Origin of the sequence: Streptomyces sp. NPDC057694, from assembly GCF_042799415.1 — a bacterium.
GTDB lineage: Bacteria > Actinomycetota > Actinomycetes > Streptomycetales > Streptomycetaceae > Streptomyces.
In genome coordinates this window covers 21,651-37,913 of sequence record NZ_JBHVIX010000022.1, presented here as the reverse complement: position 1 = coordinate 37,913, position 16,263 = coordinate 21,651, and the positions used below count along the sequence as shown (strand labels likewise).

General features: G+C 70.2%; 13 protein-coding genes. 7 read left to right on the top strand and 6 right to left on the bottom strand.

From position 1 onward, the window contains the following. Positions 1-8 precede the first annotated feature (8 nt). Entirely contained in the window at positions 9-755 is a 747-nt protein-coding gene (locus ACFVDP_RS33715; RefSeq protein ID WP_383498266.1) for an SDR family NAD(P)-dependent oxidoreductase, read from the top strand. Between the two features lie 2 nt (positions 756-757). On the opposite strand, the gene ACFVDP_RS33710 is transcribed toward ACFVDP_RS33715, so the two are convergent. The 3 genes from ACFVDP_RS33710 to ACFVDP_RS33700 are packed head-to-tail and all read right to left on the bottom strand — an operon-like array spanning position 758 to position 2,760. Next, positions 758-1,351 carry a HutD family protein gene (locus ACFVDP_RS33710; protein WP_383498091.1) on the bottom strand — a complete coding sequence of 198 codons (594 nt, stop codon included), beginning with the start codon at positions 1,349-1,351 and terminating at the stop codon, positions 758-760. A 52-nt stretch (positions 1,352-1,403) separates the two neighbouring features. Continuing rightward, positions 1,404-2,519 carry a hypothetical protein gene (locus tag ACFVDP_RS33705; protein WP_383498089.1) on the bottom strand — a complete coding sequence of 372 codons (1,116 nt, stop codon included), beginning with the start codon at positions 2,517-2,519 and terminating at the stop codon, positions 1,404-1,406. Between the two features lie 13 nt (positions 2,520-2,532). Continuing rightward, positions 2,533-2,760, bottom strand: a complete 228-nt coding sequence (locus ACFVDP_RS33700; protein WP_383498087.1) for a hypothetical protein — start codon at positions 2,758-2,760, stop codon at positions 2,533-2,535. A 144-nt stretch (positions 2,761-2,904) separates the two neighbouring features. On the opposite strand from ACFVDP_RS33700, the gene ACFVDP_RS33695 reads away from it, so the two are divergent. Continuing rightward, positions 2,905-3,813 carry a chitosanase gene (locus ACFVDP_RS33695; protein WP_383498085.1) on the top strand — a complete coding sequence of 303 codons (909 nt, stop codon included), beginning with the start codon at positions 2,905-2,907 and terminating at the stop codon, positions 3,811-3,813. A gap of 129 nt (positions 3,814-3,942) precedes the next feature. Beyond that, positions 3,943-4,452: a lamin tail domain-containing protein gene (locus tag ACFVDP_RS33690; RefSeq protein WP_383498083.1), complete on the top strand. Its 510-nt coding sequence runs from the start codon at positions 3,943-3,945 to the stop codon at positions 4,450-4,452. Between the two features lie 171 nt (positions 4,453-4,623). Here ACFVDP_RS33690 and ACFVDP_RS33685 read toward each other — a convergent pair whose 3' ends face one another. The 3 genes from ACFVDP_RS33685 to ACFVDP_RS33675 form a co-directional block, all read right to left on the bottom strand. Continuing rightward, on the bottom strand, positions 4,624-6,087 hold the full coding sequence (locus tag ACFVDP_RS33685) for a glutamate synthase subunit beta (RefSeq protein WP_383498081.1): 1,464 nt from the start codon (positions 6,085-6,087) through the stop codon (positions 4,624-4,626). Beyond that, positions 6,080-10,678, bottom strand: coding sequence for a glutamate synthase large subunit (gene gltB, locus ACFVDP_RS33680; RefSeq protein ID WP_383498079.1), 4,599 nt, complete (start codon positions 10,676-10,678; stop codon positions 6,080-6,082). The genes ACFVDP_RS33685 and gltB overlap by 8 nt, the downstream gene beginning before the upstream one ends. A 344-nt stretch (positions 10,679-11,022) precedes the next feature. After that, positions 11,023-11,754, bottom strand: coding sequence for a VIT1/CCC1 transporter family protein (locus ACFVDP_RS33675; protein WP_383498077.1), 732 nt, complete (start codon positions 11,752-11,754; stop codon positions 11,023-11,025). Positions 11,755-12,053: 299 nt separating this feature from the next. On the opposite strand from ACFVDP_RS33675, the gene ACFVDP_RS33670 reads away from it, so the two are divergent. From ACFVDP_RS33670 to ACFVDP_RS33655, 4 genes are read left to right on the top strand one after another with little or no spacing between them, the layout of a single operon-like run. Further along, positions 12,054-13,091, top strand: coding sequence for a LacI family DNA-binding transcriptional regulator (locus tag ACFVDP_RS33670; RefSeq protein ID WP_383498076.1), 1,038 nt, complete (start codon positions 12,054-12,056; stop codon positions 13,089-13,091). A gap of 19 nt (positions 13,092-13,110) precedes the next feature. After that, complete coding sequence (locus ACFVDP_RS33665; protein ID WP_383498074.1) at positions 13,111-14,079, top strand: carbohydrate ABC transporter permease; 969 nt, start codon at positions 13,111-13,113, stop codon at positions 14,077-14,079. Next, entirely contained in the window at positions 14,076-14,918 is an 843-nt protein-coding gene (locus ACFVDP_RS33660) for a carbohydrate ABC transporter permease (RefSeq protein WP_383498072.1), read from the top strand. The genes ACFVDP_RS33665 and ACFVDP_RS33660 overlap by 4 nt, the downstream gene beginning before the upstream one ends. Further along, positions 14,918-16,213, top strand: a complete 1,296-nt coding sequence (locus ACFVDP_RS33655) for an ABC transporter substrate-binding protein (protein WP_383498070.1) — start codon at positions 14,918-14,920, stop codon at positions 16,211-16,213. Before ACFVDP_RS33660 ends, ACFVDP_RS33655 begins: the two co-directional genes overlap by 1 nt. The last annotated feature ends 50 nt before the right edge of the window (positions 16,214-16,263 follow it).

Here is a 16,263-nt window from a genome sequence, read left to right as displayed (position 1 = left end):
AAGGGGAGCTGACGGTGTCGGAGCCGACAAGGACGCTGGACGGCAAGGTCGTGATCGTCACGGGTGCCGGGCGCGGTCAGGGCGCCGCCGAGGCACGGCTGTTCGCCGAGGCGGGGGCGCGGGTCGTGCTCACGGACGTACGGGAGGAGGAGGGGCGCGAGGTCGCCGGATCGCTGGGTGAGCAGGGGCTGTTCGTGCGGCACGACGTGACGTCGGCCGACGACTGGGCCGGCGCGGTGCGCGCCGCGCTCGACGCCTTCGGGCGGCTCGACGCGCTCGTGAACAACGCGGCGCTGTGGCGCACCGCGTCCGTCGAGGACGAGAGGTACGAGAACTTCGAGACGCTGCTCAGGGTCAATCTGCTGGGACCGTTCCTGGGCATCCAGGCCGTCGTCCCGGCCCTCAGGGCCGTCGGCGGCGGCTCGATCGTGAACATCTCGTCGACCGCCGGGCTCATCGGCATCAAGGGACACGCGGCGTACGGGTCGTCGAAGTTCGGCCTGCGCGGGCTCACCAGATCCTCGGCGCTGGACCTCGCGCCGTACGGGATCCGGGTGAACTCCGTACATCCGGGGGCGATCGACACCCCGATGGTGGCGACGGCGGTCGGCGGGCGGGACTGGTCGCATCTGCCGCTGGGCCGGATGGGCCGCCCCGAGGAGGTCGGCTCGCTCGTGCTCTTCCTCGCGTCGGACGCGGCGTCGTACATCACGGGGACGGAGTTCACGGTGGACGGAGGATCGACCACCGGCTGAGGTCAGGCGGACCGGCGGCCGACGGGCCCGGGGGCGGCAGCGGCGACGGTGATGACGGCGGTGGGACCGGTGGCGCGGAGCGGTGCGGGCCCGGTGACGAGTGCGGCGTCGTACCGGCCGAGCACCCGGCCCGCCGCTTCGGCCCCCTCCGCGCCGAGCGCCACGACGAGGGTGGTGCCGGGGCCGAGCTCGATGCGGCCGCGCACGACGGCGACGGACGGGGTCGCGGGCAGGGCGTCGCGCCGCCACATGACATTGAGGTTGACGATGTTCCCGGCGCCGAGCAGTCGGCAGTCGGTGGGGACGTCGCCCGGCAGGTCCCGTGGCACGTACGGGCTGTCGACGAGGACGGGCCGGCCGCCGACGGTCAGTTCCATGCCGTCGCCGTCGGCCATGGTGAGGGTGCGGTCGACGCCGGGGAACGCGGAGAACGGCCCGTCGGCCGCGACCTCCGCGAGGCTCACCCGCCAGGCGAAGTGCGCCATGTCCGCGCCCTGCGGGTGGCAGAGGATCTCGCGGGTGACGCCGCCCCCGTTCTTCCACGGGACGGCGGTGCGGTCGGCGGCGGGCAGATCCCGTACATCGATGTCGATCACGGAGACCGAGCGTACGGGACCGCCCGGCTGCCTGATCAGGCCCCCGGCCCGGTCAGGCCCTGGGCCCGGCCTGTCGGAAGGCGGGGAGCGCGAACACCCGCTCCTTGCCCGCCTCGGGCATCATCTCGACCAGGGGCAGGGCCAGTTCCCACAGGTTGCGCTGTTCCACGTCGTGGACGAGCGCCGTCAGGTCGGCCTCCGGCAGCTCGGCCGCCGTAGCGGCGACGACCGTGCGGGACGCGGTCGGCAGCGCCTGCGCCAGCGGGAGGAACGCGCCCCACAGACCGCCCGCCGCCGCGGCCCGCACGACGTCCGCGAGGAGCCCCGGGTCGTGCAGCGCGGGCAGGGCGGCGACGGTGCGCAGGCGGTCGTCGTCGAGCAGCGCGACGAGCGGCAGCAGCGACGGCCACAGCCCGTCGGCAGCCACGGTGGACACCAGGGACGTCAGCTCTTCCCGGGGCCGGTCGGCGGTGAGTTCCGCGATCTGGGTGCGCCGTTCGCCAGTGACCATGCCGGCCACGGCCAGCGCCTCCGGCCACAGTCCCGCGCCGGAGGCCCCCGCGATGACCCGGGCCAGCCGCTCCTGTCCCATCAGTTCGACGACCTGGGCCAGCCGGTCGCGCCGGTCGATGAGGAAGCCGGTGCGCAGCACGGCCGCGTCGTCGACCTGCGGGATGATCCGGAGCAGCGCCGAGTCCCGCACGTGTCCGACGAACCGGCCCATCGTGAGGTGGTCGCCGCGCCCCGCGAGGGCCACCGCGATCCGCACGAGGAGGTCTTCGTCGAGCCGGTCGACGATGCCGGGGATGCGGCGCGGGTCGAGGTGGGCGCAGGCCTCCGCGGTGAAGGCGACGGGCAGTTTCTCGATGACGGCGGCGGCCCGCGGCGGTTCGAGCCGGCCCGCGACGGCGCCGGCGAGCCGAGGCCCGAGCGCCTTCTGCGCGATGGCGGCGGAGACGGTCGCGGGCACCAGCCGGGTGGCGGCGGCGATCCGGTCGATCATGTCGGGCGCCCGGTCGAAGAGCGCGGCGACGGCCTGTTCACGGAAGCGCCGCAGGTCGGCGGCGGACCGCCCGTCGAGGAAGGCGAGCCCGCCCGGGGCGACGGCGAGCACCCGCTCGATCTTGAGCACTTCGGCCCGGCACTGCAGCCGGTCGGAGCTGTTCACGGTCGTGCGCCTCCTAACGGAACAGGATCTTGCGGACAGGGCCCCTGGCCAGCGCGGGCACCACGGTGAGCGCGGTCTCCGCGGCCACGTTCAGACCGGCGGCGCGGCTCGCGCGTTCGCGGCGCAGCGCGTCGCTCAGCTCGGCGAGCTGCTCGGCGGCCAGTTCACCGAAGGAGGAGGGAGGTTGGGCACCCAGCTCCTCACCCAGCTCCCCCAGCCGCACGGACGCTTCGGTGCTCACAGGACCTCCCGTGGTTCTCCAGTGCGGGGCGGGCGGTTCCGCCCGAGCCTGGCCCCTCGACTGACTTTCAGTCAATGGTGGACGTGGCTGGTGGGCGGCCACCCCGCTCCAGGGTGGAGGTGTCGTGGCTTTACTGTGTGCCGCATGAAACGCGCCGGATGCCTGCTCCTCTCCTTCATCGCCGTGGCCCCTGCCGCCACGGCGGCGTTCTACTTCCTGTCGCCCGGCAGCGAGAGCGACGGCGCTCCCGGCCGCTCCTCGGCGTCGGCGTCCGCGCACTCCCCCGAGAAGGACAAGTCGGCCGCGGAGCGCGAGGCCGACGACAAGATGATCGCGAGCCTGCCGCCGGGCCTGGCCGCGCCGCAGAAGAAGGAGCTGGCCCAGCAGATCGTCGCCAGCGCCGAGAACTCCACCCTCGACTGGCGCAGCGCGTACGGCTACATAGAGGACATCGGCGACGGACAGGGCTACACGGCCGGCATCATCGGTTTCTGCAGCGGCACGCACGACCTCCTGACCCTGGTCGAGCGCTACACGAAGGGCCATCCGGACAACGGCCTCGCGCGCTATCTCCCCGCCCTGCGCAAGATCGACGGCACGGACTCGCACGAGGGCCTGGATCCCGGCTTCACGGCTGCCTGGAAGAAGGAGGCCACCCACCAGGCCTTCCGCGACGCCCAGGACAACGAACGCGACCGGGTCTACTTCGACCCCGCGGTCCGGCTGGCCAAGCTCGACGGCCTCGGCACGCTCGGCCAGTTCGTCTACTACGACGCGATGGTCTTCCACGGCCCCGGCACCGGCCCCACCGGCTTCTACGGCCTGCGCGAGGCGGCGATCAAGGAGGCCGACACCCCGTCGCAGGGCGGCAAGGAGTCGGCGTACCTCGACATCTTCCTCGACCTGCGCCGCAAGGCGATGCGGACGAAGAAGGCGGGCATCGACACCAGCCGGATCGACACGGCCCAGCGGCAGTTCCTCTACGACGGGAACCTTTCCCTGAAGACGCCGCTGACGTGGCGGGTGTACGGGGAGACGTACCGGGTCCGGTGAGAAGGGCCGCGCCGAACCATTCGGCACCTTGCGGGCACAACCAAACGTGAAGATGACGTGTCCAACTCGTGAAGCACTTGTGCTCACGATGCTCAACACCGTCTCCACGCAAGCCCGTTAGGAACCTACATGCAGATACGTCCGGCTTTGACCGCCACCTCCATCCTCTCCGTCTCCGCGGTGGCGGCCGTGGCCCTGCTGACCGCGGCTCCCGCGTACGCCGCCGAGTACAGCTCGGCGCTGAAGGTGCGCGGAGTGCAGTACGACGCCCCGGGCAGGGACGACAACCGCTGCTCCGGCGGCAACACGCACAACGAGTACGTGACCATCAAGAACTACTCCAGGACCGCGACGGTGAACCTCAAGGGGTACGTGGTCAAGGACAAGACCGGCAACAAGTTCACGTTCACCAAGAGCCACAAGCTCCAGCCCGGCGACTACGTCCGCCTGCGCGGCGGCAAGGGCACGGACTCGGACGCGAAGAACGTCGTGTACCGCAACAACTGCAACTTCATGTGGAACAACGACAAGGACACGATCTACCTGTACAAGCCGTCGGGCGCGCACGCGGACACCCACGCGTACACCAAGTCGGCCAACGACCGTGACGGCAACGGGTACATCAGCTTCCACAGCTGAGCCACGCGGACGACGCCCGGGGGCCGTCCGCGACGGCGGCCCCCACCCCGAACCGCACCCCGAACGCACCGCGACGCCCGCCCAGTCGTCCGGTCGGGGACAGTGGGGCGAGCGTCGCGCTCTGTTCCGTACGCCTTTGTACGGGACGTTTTCAAGGAAGCAGGCGGAGCCTCACACCATGAGGGCGCGGTCCGTCGGCTTGATGGGGGCCGGCAGGTCCGAGGCGCCGGTCAGGAACCGGTCCACGCCCTGCGCGGCCGAGCGGCCCTCGGCGATGGCCCAGACGATGAGCGACTGGCCGCGGCCGGCGTCACCCGCCACGAACACGCCCGGCACGTTCGTCTGGAAGTCGGCGTCGCGCTCGATGTTGCCGCGCGCGTCGAGGTCCAGGGCGAACTGCGAGACCAGACCGTTCTCCTGGTCGGTGCCGGTGAAGCCCATGGCGAGGGTGACCAGCTGGGCGGGGATCTTGCGCTCCGTGCCCGGCTTCGGGGTCAGCTTGCCGTCGATGAACTCGACCTCGGTGAGGTGCAGCCACTGGACGTTGCCGTCCTCGTCGCCCTCGAAGTGGGTCGTCGAGACGGAGTAGACCCGCTCGCCGCCCTCCTCGTGGGCCGAGGTGACCTTGTACAGCATCGGGAAGGTCGGCCACGGCTGACCGACCACGTCCCGCTCGTCGTTGGGCCGCGGCATGATCTCCAGCTGCGTGACCGAGGCCGCACCCTGACGGTGGGCGGTGCCCACGCAGTCGGCGCCGGTGTCGCCGCCGCCGATGACGACGACGTGCTTGCCCTCGGCGGTGATGGGGGGCTGCACGAAGTCGCCCTCCTGCACCTTGTTGGAGAGCGGCAGGTACTCCATGGCGAAGTGGATGCCGTTCAGCTCGCGGCCGGGGACGGGCAGGTCGCGGGAGATCGTGGCACCCGCGGCGATGACCACGGCGTCGTGGCGCTTGCGGAGCTTCGTGGCGAGGAGATCGCGGCCGATCTCCACACCGGTACGGAACTTGGTGCCCTCCGCGCGCATCTGCTCGATGCGGCGGTTGATGTGGCGCTTCTCCATCTTGAACTCGGGGATGCCGTAGCGGAGCAGGCCGCCGATGCGGTCGGCGCGCTCGTAGACGACGACCGTGTGGCCGGCCCGGGTCAGCTGCTGGGCGGCGGCGAGACCCGCCGGGCCCGAGCCGATGACGGCGACGGTCTTGCCCGACAGGCGCTCGGGGATCTGCGGGGCGACGTCGCCCCGGTCCCACGCCTGGTCGATGATCGAGACCTCGACGTTCTTGATGGTGACGGCCGGCTGGTTGATGCCGAGCACGCACGCCGACTCACAGGGAGCCGGGCACAGACGGCCCGTGAACTCCGGGAAGTTGTTCGTGGCGTGCAGGCGCTCCTGCGCGGCCGACCAGTCCTCGCGGTACGCGTAGTCGTTCCACTCGGGGATCAGGTTCCCCAGCGGGCAGCCGTTGTGGCAGAACGGGATGCCGCAGTCCATGCAGCGCGAGGCCTGCTTGCTGATGATGGGGAGCAGGGAGCCCGGAACGTAGACCTCGTTCCAGTCCCGCACCCGCTCGTCGACGGGGCGGGTCTTGGCGACCTCGCGCCCGTGGTTGAGAAAGCCCTTGGGATCAGCCATTGGTCGCCGCCTCCATCATCTTCTCGGTGATCTCAGTTTCCGAGAGACCGTCTCGCTCGGCGGCGTCCTTGGCGGCGAGCACTGCCTTGTACGTGCTGGGGATGATCTTGCTGAAGCGGGCCACCGACGCGTCCCAGTCGGCGAGCAGCTTCTCGGCGACCGTCGAGGCGGTCTCCTCCGCGTGGCGGCGCACGACGTCGTGCAGCCACTGCTTGTCGGTGTCGTCGAGGGCCTCGACCGCGCCCTGACTGGTGACGTTGACGTTGTCGGTGTCCAGGTCGATGACGTACGCGACGCCGCCCGACATACCGGCCGCGAAGTTGCGGCCCGTCTCGCCGAGGACCACCGCGTGACCGCCGGTCATGTACTCGCAGCCGTGGTCGCCCACGCCCTCCGAGACGACCGTGGCACCGGAGTTGCGGACGCAGAAGCGTTCGCCGGTGCGGCCGCGCAGGAACAGCTCGCCGCCCGTCGCGCCGTACGCGATGGTGTTGCCGGCGATCGTCGAGTACTCGGCGAGGTGGTCGGCGCCGCGGTCCGGGCGGACCACGATGCGGCCGCCGGACAGGCCCTTGCCGACGTAGTCGTTCGCGTCGCCCTCCAGGCGCAGCGTGACACCGCGCGGGACGAAGGCGCCGAAGGACTGGCCCGCCGAGCCGGTGAAGGTGATGTCGATGGTGTCGTCGGGCAGGCCCGCGCCACCGAACTTCTTCGTCACCTCGTGACCGAGCATGGTGCCGACCGTGCGGTTGATGTTGCGGATGGCGACCTGGGCGCGCACCGGCTGGGCGTCGGCCTGGTCGTTCGCCGCGAGAGCGTCGGCGGCGAGCTTGATCAGCTCGTTGTCGAGCGCCTTCTCCAGGCCGTGGTCCTGCGTGATGAGCTGGTGGCGGACGGCGCCGTCGGGCAGCTCGGGCACGTAGAAGAGCGGCTCCAGGTCGAGACCCTGCGCCTTCCAGTGGGTCACGGCCCGCTCGGTGTCGAGGAGTTCGGCGTGGCCGACGGCCTCCTCGATGGTGCGGAAGCCCAGTTCGGCGAGGATCTCGCGGACCTCTTCGGCGATGAACTCGAAGAAGTTGACGATGTACTCGGCCTTGCCGGAGAACCGCTCGCGCAGCGTCGGGTTCTGGGTGGCGATGCCGACCGGGCAGGTGTCCAGGTGGCAGACGCGCATCATGACGCAGCCGGAGACGACGAGCGGCGCGGTCGCGAAACCGAACTCCTCGGCGCCGAGCAGCGCGGCGATGACGACGTCGCGGCCGGTCTTCAGCTGGCCGTCGGTCTGCACGACGATGCGGTCGCGCAGGCCGTTGAGGAGGAGGGTCTGCTGGGTCTCGGCGAGGCCGAGCTCCCACGGACCACCGGCGTGCTTCAGCGACGTGAGCGGCGAGGCGCCCGTGCCGCCGTCGTGGCCGGAGATCAGGACCACGTCCGCGTGCGCCTTGGAGACACCCGCGGCGACCGTGCCGACGCCGACCTCGGAGACCAGCTTCACGTGGATGCGGGCCTGCGGGTTGGCGTTCTTGAGGTCGTGGATCAGCTGAGCCAGGTCCTCGATGGAGTAGATGTCGTGGTGCGGCGGCGGGGAGATGAGGCCCACGCCCGGCGTCGAGTGACGCGTCTTGGCGACCCACGGGTAGACCTTGTGGCCGGGCAGCTGACCGCCCTCACCGGGCTTGGCGCCCTGGGCCATCTTGATCTGGATGTCGTCCGCGTTGACCAGGTACTCCGAGGTCACACCGAAGCGGCCGGAGGCGACCTGCTTGATGCTGGAGCGGCGCGCCGGGTCGTACAGGCGCTCGGCGTCCTCGCCGCCCTCGCCGGTGTTGGACTTCCCGCCGAGCTGGTTCATGGCGATGGCCATGGTCTCGTGGGCTTCCTGCGAGATCGAGCCGTACGACATGGCGCCGGTCGAGAACCGCTTGACGATGTCCGAGACCGGCTCGACCTCGTCGATGGAGATCGGCTGCCTGTCTTCGTCCTTGAACCCGAACAGGCCGCGCAGCGTCATCAGACGCTCCGACTGCTCGTTCACCCGGCCCGTGTACTTCTTGAAGATGTCGTAGCGGCGCGAGCGGGTCGCGTGCTGGAGGCGGAAGACCGTGTCCGGGTCGAACAGGTGCGGCTCGCCCTCGCGGCGCCACTGGTACTCGCCGCCGATGTCGAGGGCGCGGTGCGCCGGGGCGATGCCGGAGGCGGGGTACGCCTTGGCGTGGCGGGCGGCGACCTCACCGGCGACGACGTCGAGACCGGCGCCGCCGATCTTGGTGGTCGTGCCGTTGAAGTACTTCTCCACGAAGGACTCGTCGAGGCCGACGGCCTCGAAGACCTGGGCGCCGCGGTAGGAGGCGACGGTGGAGATGCCCATCTTGGACATGACCTTGAGGACGCCCTTGCCGAGCGCGTAGATCAGGTTCCGGATGGCCTGCTCGGCCTCTATGGCGTTCAGGAACGTGCCCGCGCGGACCAGGTCCTCGACCGACTCCATCGCCAGGTACGGGTTGACGGCCGCGGCACCGAAGCCGATGAGCAGCGCGACGTGGTGGACCTCGCGGACGTCACCGGCCTCGACGAGCAGCCCCACCTGGGTGCGCTGCTTCGTGCGGATGAGGTGGTGGTGGACGGCCGCGGTGAGCAGCAGCGACGGGATCGGCGCGTGCTCGGCGTCCGAGTGCCGGTCCGACAGGACGATCAGGTGGGCGCCGGCCTCGAGAGCGGCGTCGGCCTCGGCGCAGATCTCGTCGAGGCGGGCGGCCAGCGCGTCGCCGCCGCCGGAGACCCGGTAGAGGCCGGACAGCGTCGCGGCCTTCATGCCGGGCATGTCGCCGTCGGCGTTGATGTGGATGAGCTTGGCCAGCTCGTCGTTGTCGATCACCGGGAAGGGCAGGGTGACCGAGCGGCAGGAGGCGGCCGTGGGCTCCAGCAGGTTGCTGCCCGGGCCGAGCGAGGAGCGCAGCGAGGTGACGAGCTCCTCGCGGATGGCGTCCAGCGGCGGGTTCGTGACCTGCGCGAAGAGCTGGGTGAAGTAGTCGAAGAGCAGCCGCGGGCGGGCCGAGAGGGCCGCGATCGGGGTGTCCGTGCCCATCGAGCCGATCGGCTCGGCGCCGGCCTTGGCCATCGGCGCGAGGAGGATGCGCAGCTCTTCCTCGGTGTAACCGAAGGTCTGCTGGCGGCGCGTGACGGAGGCGTGCGTGTGCACGATGTGCTCGCGCTCGGGCAGGTCGGAGAGCTCGATCTCGCCGGCCTCCAGCCACTCCGCGTAGGGCTGCTCGGCGGCGAGGCCGGCCTTGATCTCGTCGTCCTCGATGATGCGGTGCTCGGCGGTGTCGACGAGGAACATGCGGCCGGGCTGCAGCCGGCCCTTCTTGACGACCTTCGCCGGGTCGATGTCGAGGACGCCGACCTCGGAGCCGAGGACCACGAGACCGTCGTCCGTCACCCAGTAGCGACCGGGGCGCAGACCGTTGCGGTCGAGAACGGCGCCGACCTGGGTGCCGTCGGTGAAGGTGACGCAGGCCGGGCCGTCCCAGGGCTCCATCATCGTGGAGTGGTACTGGTAGAAGGCGCGCCGGTCGGCGTCCATGGAGTCGTGGTTCTCCCACGCCTCCGGGATCATCATCAGGACGCTGTGCGGAAGCGAACGGCCGCCGAGGTGGAGCAGCTCCAGGACCTCGTCGAAGGACGCCGAGTCCGAGGCGTCCGGCGTACAGATCGGGAAGATCCGGTCCAGGGTCGCCTGCGACGAGCCGAACAGCTCGGAGGCGAGCTGCGACTCACGGGCGCGCATCCAGTTGCGGTTGCCCTTGACGGTGTTGATCTCACCGTTGTGGGCGACGAACCGGTACGGGTGCGCGAGCGGCCACGACGGGAAGGTGTTCGTGGAGAACCGGGAGTGCACGAGCGCGATCGCGGAGGCGAAGCGGCGGTCGGACAGGTCCGGGAAGAAGGGCTCCAGCTGGCCGGTGGTCAGCATGCCCTTGTAGACGATCGTCCGGGCGGAGAGCGACGGGAAGTACACGTCGGCCTCGCGCTCGGCGCGCTTGCGCAGCACGAACGCCTTGCGGTCGAGCGCGATGTTCTTCGAGGTGCCGTCCGCGACGAAGACCTGGCGGAAGGCCGGCATCGTGGAGCGGGCCATCGAGCCGAGCAGCTGCGGGGCGACGGGGACCTCGCGCCAGCCGAGGACGGTCAGGCCCTCTTCGGCGGCGATCGTCTCGATCTTCGAGACGAAGGACTCGGTGTCGGTCTCCGGCAGGAAGGCGATACCGACGGCGTACGCACCGGCCTCGGGCAGGTCGAAGTCGACCGCCTCGCGCAGGAAGGCGTCCGGAACCTGGGACAGGATGCCCGCACCGTCGCCCGAGTCGGGCTCGGAGCCGGTGGCACCGCGGTGTTCCAGATTGCGCAGAACGGTGAGCGCCTGCTCGACCAGCGTGTGGCTCGCCTCACCGGTGAGGGTGGCCACGAAGCCGACGCCGCAGGCGTCGTGCTCGTTGCGCGGGTCGTACATGCCCTGAGCGGCAGGGCGAGCATCCATGTGCGACCAGTTCTGGCCGGCGGAATGCTGGGACGGCTGGCGCGGCGTACGCATCGGCTCTCCCGTCGTCGTCGTGGCATTTTCAAGTGCCGAGGGACGACGTTGGCCCTCTGCTGGGTACTGCTAAGTGCATGCTGCTGCAAAATTTCACGCAGGTTACATGATGAAGCGAATCCCGAGAAGTGGATACTTCGTTCCAACATGCGGACGCCGCGGGTGGCGGCGAGAGACGGCCCGGCGGGCAGATCGATGACCGTGGGAGCCGAGGGTGCGCCGCGGGCCTCATTGCCCTCAGCGCTTACGGCTCATGCCCCGTGGTCAAGTAATCGAAACCGTCCAGTAACGACTACTTATGCAGGGCCATGTATAGCCATCATCCGGCCGTCACCTGGCGACCGTCAACCTACTGCCGTTCCGAAAAGGCTGCCCAGGAGATAGGTCACACCCGCCGCGGCCCCGCCCAGGGCCAACTGCCGCAGTCCGCTGAACCACCACGAGCGGGCCGTCACCTTGGCCACGACCGCCCCGCACGTGAAGAGCCCGATGAGCGCGAGCACCACGGCCGGCCACAGGTCGCTCGCCCCGAGCAGATAGGGCAGTACGGGGATCAGCGCGCCCAGCGCGAACGCGCCGAAGGAGGAGACCGCGGCCACGGTCGGCGAGGGCAGGTCACCCGGGTCGATGCCGAGCTCTTCGCGGGCGTGGATCTCCAGGGCCTGCTCGGGGTCCTTGGAGAGCTGCTCGGCGACCTGCCGGGCGAGTTCGGGCTCGACGCCGCGCGAGATGTACAGCTCGGCCAGCTCCCGCTCCTCGTCCGCCGGATGCTTCTTCAACTCACGCCGCTCGACGTCGAGTTCGGCCTCGACCAGCTCGCGCTGGGAGGCGACGGAGGTGTACTCGCCGGCCGCCATGGAGAAGGCGCCCGCGGCCAGTCCCGAAAGCCCGGTGATGATGATCGTCTGCTGGGAGACGGCGCCGCCCGCGACACCGGCCATCAGCGCGAAGTTGGAGACAAGCCCGTCCATCGCACCGAACACCGCGGGGCGCAGCCAGCCGCCGTTCACATCGCGGTGCGTGTGGTTGTCCCGGTGCGCGTCGTGAAGCGTCGCCTCGGTCTCGATGATGGCCATGGTGCTGATCCCCGTCCCCTCAGATGCTTTCTACGTCTCCGAAAGTACGCACGAATCAGGGGCCCCGCTAGCAAGGAAGGCCGTACTTACCTGGGGTTTTGCACCCTGCGCAACAACCTCGGCACTCCCTGAACTGGACCTTCCTCGGATCACCCGTGAGATGGATCACGCGATCGTTTCGTTGACGGCCCGGGAAATATGAACGCAACATCTGTAAACGTTTCCAGATGCGGGAAACGTTTACAGGAGACGGGATCTCCCGGACACGCCTGACAGAACCGACGTATGGGGGTAGCGCGATGGGTACGCACACGGGTCAACCGACGGTCGTGTCGATCGCGGAGCGCGCCGGCGTCTCCATCGCCTCCGTCTCCCGTGTCCTGAACGGCGTGGGGGCCCGCCGCGACACCGTCCTCAAGGTCGAGCGCGCCGCCGCCGAACTCGGCTACGTGCCGAACGCGGTGGCCCGCTCCCTCAAGGGCGGCCGCACCCGCCAGCTCACCTTCGCGATGCCCGACATCGGCAACCCGGTGTACGTGGCGATGGTCCGCGCCATCCAGACCGTCGCCAAGGCCGCCGGGTACCGGCTGCTCCTGCACTCCACGGACGCCGTCGTCGACGACGAGCTCGCGGTGCTGCGCAGCCTCGGCGACCGCACCAGCGACGGCCTCATCATCTGCCCCATCCGCATCACGGACGCCCACATCGAGGCGCTGCGCACCGCGGCGGGCCCGGTCGTGGTCATAGGTTCGCTGCCCGACGGAGTGCCCGTGGACAGTGTGCGTGCCGACTCCGTCGCGGGCGCCGCGCTCGCCGTGCGCCATCTGCACGACACCGGCCGGCGCCGGATCGCCTTCGTCAACGGCCCGGCGGACACGGTCCCCGGCCGCAACCGCGACGAGGGCTACCGGGCGGCCCTGACCGACTGCGGACTCGTATACGACCCGGAGCTCGTCGTGCACACGGACTTCGGCATCGAGTCGGGTGCCGAGGCCGCCGACCGGCTGCTCGCGCAGGGCCGCCCCGACGCGGTGTTCTGCGCCAACGACCAGCTCGCGCTCGGCGCCGCCCGCGCCCTGCACGCCCGCGGCCTGCGCATACCCGAGGACGTCGCCGTCGCCGGAATGGACGACAGCATGCTCGCGCAGGCCGGCTGGCCGCCGCTGACCAGCGTCGACCTGGGCTCCACCGAACGCGGCCGGCGCGCCGCCGAACTCCTGCTCCACCGCCTCGACCCCGCCGAGCCGGTGGCCGAGGCCACCACCCCCAGCTCCACCACCGCCCCGCCCCGCCTCGTCGTCCGCGCCTCCACGGGCCGGGCGGCGCCCGACAGTTGAGAGTCACGAGGTTCGAGCCATGAGTCTCACCGCCTCCCGGGACAATGCCGTCCCGGGCAGCCGCGGCACACCGCCGCCCCGCACTCCGGACCAGCGCAAACGCGCGCTGGGTCTGGACCGGGGCGCCTGGTTCCTGCTGCTCCCCGCGCTGATCCCGATCCTGATACTCAGCGTGGGCCCCCTTCTGTACGGCATCTCGCTCGCCTTCACGGACTCCCAGGCGGGCCGCACCGCCCCCACCCAGTTCGTCGGCGTGGACAACTTCCTGGACCTGCGCCACGACGGGTTGTTCTGGGAATCGTTCCGCATCGGCCTGATCTGGGCCGTGTGCGTGACGGCGCTGCAGTTCGTGCTGGCCCTGGGCCTCGCCCTGCTGCTCAACCAGAACCTGCGGTTCCGCTGGCTGGCCCGCACCCTCGCGCTCGTCCCCTGGGCGATGCCCGAGGTCGTCGTCGGCATCATGTGGCGGCTCGTCTACCACTCGGACGCGGGCGTGCTGAACAAGACGCTGACGCAGTTCGGCCTGATCCACGAGAACATCGACTGGCTCTCCGACCTCTCCTACGCGCTCCCGGCCGTCATCGTCGTGGGCGTCTGGGCGGGCATGCCGCAGACGACGGTCGTGCTCCTGGCCGGTCTGCAGAACGTGCCGCACGAACTGCGCGAGGCCGCCCAGCTCGACGGCGCGGGCCTGTGGCGCCGCTTCACCACGGTCACCTGGCCGGCCCTGAAGCCCGTCGTCCTCGCCGTCACCGCGCTCAACTTCATCTGGAACTTCAACTCCTTCGGCCTGGTGTACGTGCTGACGCAAGGAGGGCCCGGCGGCAAGACCCGGCTGCCGATGCTGTTCGCGTACGAAGAGGCCTTCAAATACGGCCAGTTCGGCTACGCGGCCGCGATGGGCCTGGTCATGGTCGCGGTGATCGCGGTGCTGCTCACCGTGTTCCTCCGCAAGAAGCTCAAGGAAGATGTGGAGGCCTCGGCATGAGCACTCCCCTCCCCCGGGTGGCCGGCCGGGCCGGTCAGTACCTCGCCCTGCTCTGCTACATGGTCTTCCTGGCCTTCCCCTTCCTCTGGCTGATCTCCACGTCCTTCAAGTCCGCGCAGGAACTGGGCTCGATCGACCCGACGTGGATCCCCCAGCACCCGAGCCTGGACAACTACCGCGCGGCCTTCGACGCCCAGCCGCTGCTGCGCTCGGCGCTCAACAGCCTGGTCGTCGCGGTCAGCGCCTCGGTGATCTCGGTCGCGATCGCGGTCCCGGCGGCGTACGTGATGGTGCGCTACAAGACGCGGGTCAGCCAGGCGGGCACGGCCTGGATCCTGGTCAGCCAGATGTTCCCGTTCGTCCTGGTGATCATCCCGCTGTTCCTGGTCCTGAAGAACCTGCACATGATCGACAGTCTCCTCGGCCTGATCATCGTGTACGTCGTCTGGAACCTGCCCTTCTCGCTGTGGATGCTCCAGGGCTACGTGAAGTCGGTGCCGACCTCCCTGGAGGAGGCGGCGGCGATGGACGGCGCGAGCCGCTTCCGCACGCTCGTCAGCGTGGTCCTGCCGCTCCTCGCGCCCGGCCTGGTGGCGACGCTGATGTTCTCCTTCGTCACCGCCTGGAACGAGTTCTTCTTCGCCCTCGTGCTCCTCAAGTCCCCGGAGAACCAGACGATGTCGGTCATCCTCACCCGCTTCCTCGGCGCCGAGGGCGTCGCGGACCTCGGCCCGCTGGCCGCCGCCTCGGTCCTGGCCACCATCCCCAGCCTCGTCTTCTTCGCGCTGCTCCAGCGGCGGCTCGTCGGCGGCATGATGAGCGGGGCGGTGAAGGGCTGATGCGCAGGCGCACCTTCCTCACCGCCGCCGCGGCGGGCCTGGCCACGGCCGCCGTCGCGGGCTGCGGCGGCTCGGACTCCGAATCGGCCGACGGCACGATCACCCTCGAATTCCTCAGCCTGGCCTGGCAGAAGGAGTCGGTCGACGCCAACAAGACGCTCGTCGCCCGGTGGAACAAGGCCCACCCGGACGTCCGGGTCAAGTACATCCAGGGCAGCTGGGACAACATCCACGACCAGCTCCTCACCTCCTTCGAGGGCGGCGAGGCGCCGGACATCTTCCACGACGACGCCTCCGACCTCACGGACTTCGGCTACGGCGGCTACCTCGCGGACCTGTCCCCGTACCTGCCCGAATCCCTGAAGCGGGACATCCCCAAGGCGGCCTGGGCGACGACCACGTACGACGACAAGATCTACGGCGTCCCGTTCCTCCAGGAGCCGCGCGTGATCATCGCCAACGCGAAGCTGCTCAAGGAGTCCGGCGTCCGCGTGCCCACGGCCGAACGCCCCTGGACCTGGGACGAGTTCGAGGCCGTCGCCAAGCGGCTGACGCACGGCAGGGAGCGCTACGGCGTCGCCTGGTCCATGAAGGAACCGGTCAGCCAGTCCGTGAACCTGTCCCTGTCCACCGACGGCCGGATCTTCTACAAGGACAAGGACGGCAAGAACGAGATCCGTTACGACGGCGCCGACTCGGCCGTCGCGCAGCTGATCAACCGCCAGGTCGACCAGGACCGCACCGCCCCCAAGTCGGGCCTCGGCATGTCGGGCTCCGACACGCTGCCGGGCTTCTTCGCGGGCCGCTACGCGATGCTGCCGCTCAACTTCTCCTACCGCCAGCAGGTGCAGCAGCAGGCCCCCAAGGGCTTCGACTGGACGGTGCTGCCGATGCCGTCGGGCGCCGGCGGACTGGCCCAGGGCACCGCGCCGCAGACCCTCTCGGTCTCCGAGGACAGCCGGCACAAGAAGGAGGCCGCGGCCTTCGTCGCGTACCTCACCCAGGCCAGGCACCAGGTCCAACTGGCGCGCGGCGACTGGCTGTTGCCCACGAGCACCGAGGCCCTCAAGGACCCCGCCCTGACCACGACGACGTACGGCTGGCGGACCGGCGCCGACATAGCGGCCTCCCTGCGCCCCTCCCCCGTCCTCGGGGTGCGCGGCTACGCCGAGTGGAAGGACAAGATCGCCACTCCGGCCTACCAGGAGTACTACAACGGCGCGATCGGCATCGCCGACCTCCGCAAGCGCCTGGCCGGGGACGGCAACCGCATCCTCGACCGCTACCAGCGCTGAACAGCACCACCAGCGCGACCGGCACGACCCGCACGACCCCAGAAATGAGC

Excerpts from the sequence above, each read along its gene's own strand:
- ACFVDP_RS33695 (WP_383498085.1), top strand. The coding sequence starts at position 2,905 with ATGAAACGCGCCGGATGCCTGCTCCTCTCCTTCATCGCCGTGGCCCCT.
- ACFVDP_RS33690 (WP_383498083.1), top strand. The coding sequence starts at position 3,943 with ATGCAGATACGTCCGGCTTTGACCGCCACCTCCATCCTCTCCGTCTCC.
- ACFVDP_RS33685 (WP_383498081.1), bottom strand. The coding sequence starts at position 6,087 with ATGGCTGATCCCAAGGGCTTTCTCAACCACGGGCGCGAGGTCGCCAAG.
- gltB (WP_383498079.1), bottom strand. The coding sequence starts at position 10,678 with ATGCGTACGCCGCGCCAGCCGTCCCAGCATTCCGCCGGCCAGAACTGG.
- ACFVDP_RS33675 (WP_383498077.1), bottom strand. The coding sequence starts at position 11,754 with ATGGCCATCATCGAGACCGAGGCGACGCTTCACGACGCGCACCGGGAC.
- ACFVDP_RS33670 (WP_383498076.1), top strand. The coding sequence starts at position 12,054 with ATGGGTACGCACACGGGTCAACCGACGGTCGTGTCGATCGCGGAGCGC.
- ACFVDP_RS33665 (WP_383498074.1), top strand. The coding sequence starts at position 13,111 with ATGAGTCTCACCGCCTCCCGGGACAATGCCGTCCCGGGCAGCCGCGGC.
- ACFVDP_RS33660 (WP_383498072.1), top strand. The coding sequence starts at position 14,076 with ATGAGCACTCCCCTCCCCCGGGTGGCCGGCCGGGCCGGTCAGTACCTC.
- ACFVDP_RS33655 (WP_383498070.1), top strand. The coding sequence starts at position 14,918 with ATGCGCAGGCGCACCTTCCTCACCGCCGCCGCGGCGGGCCTGGCCACG.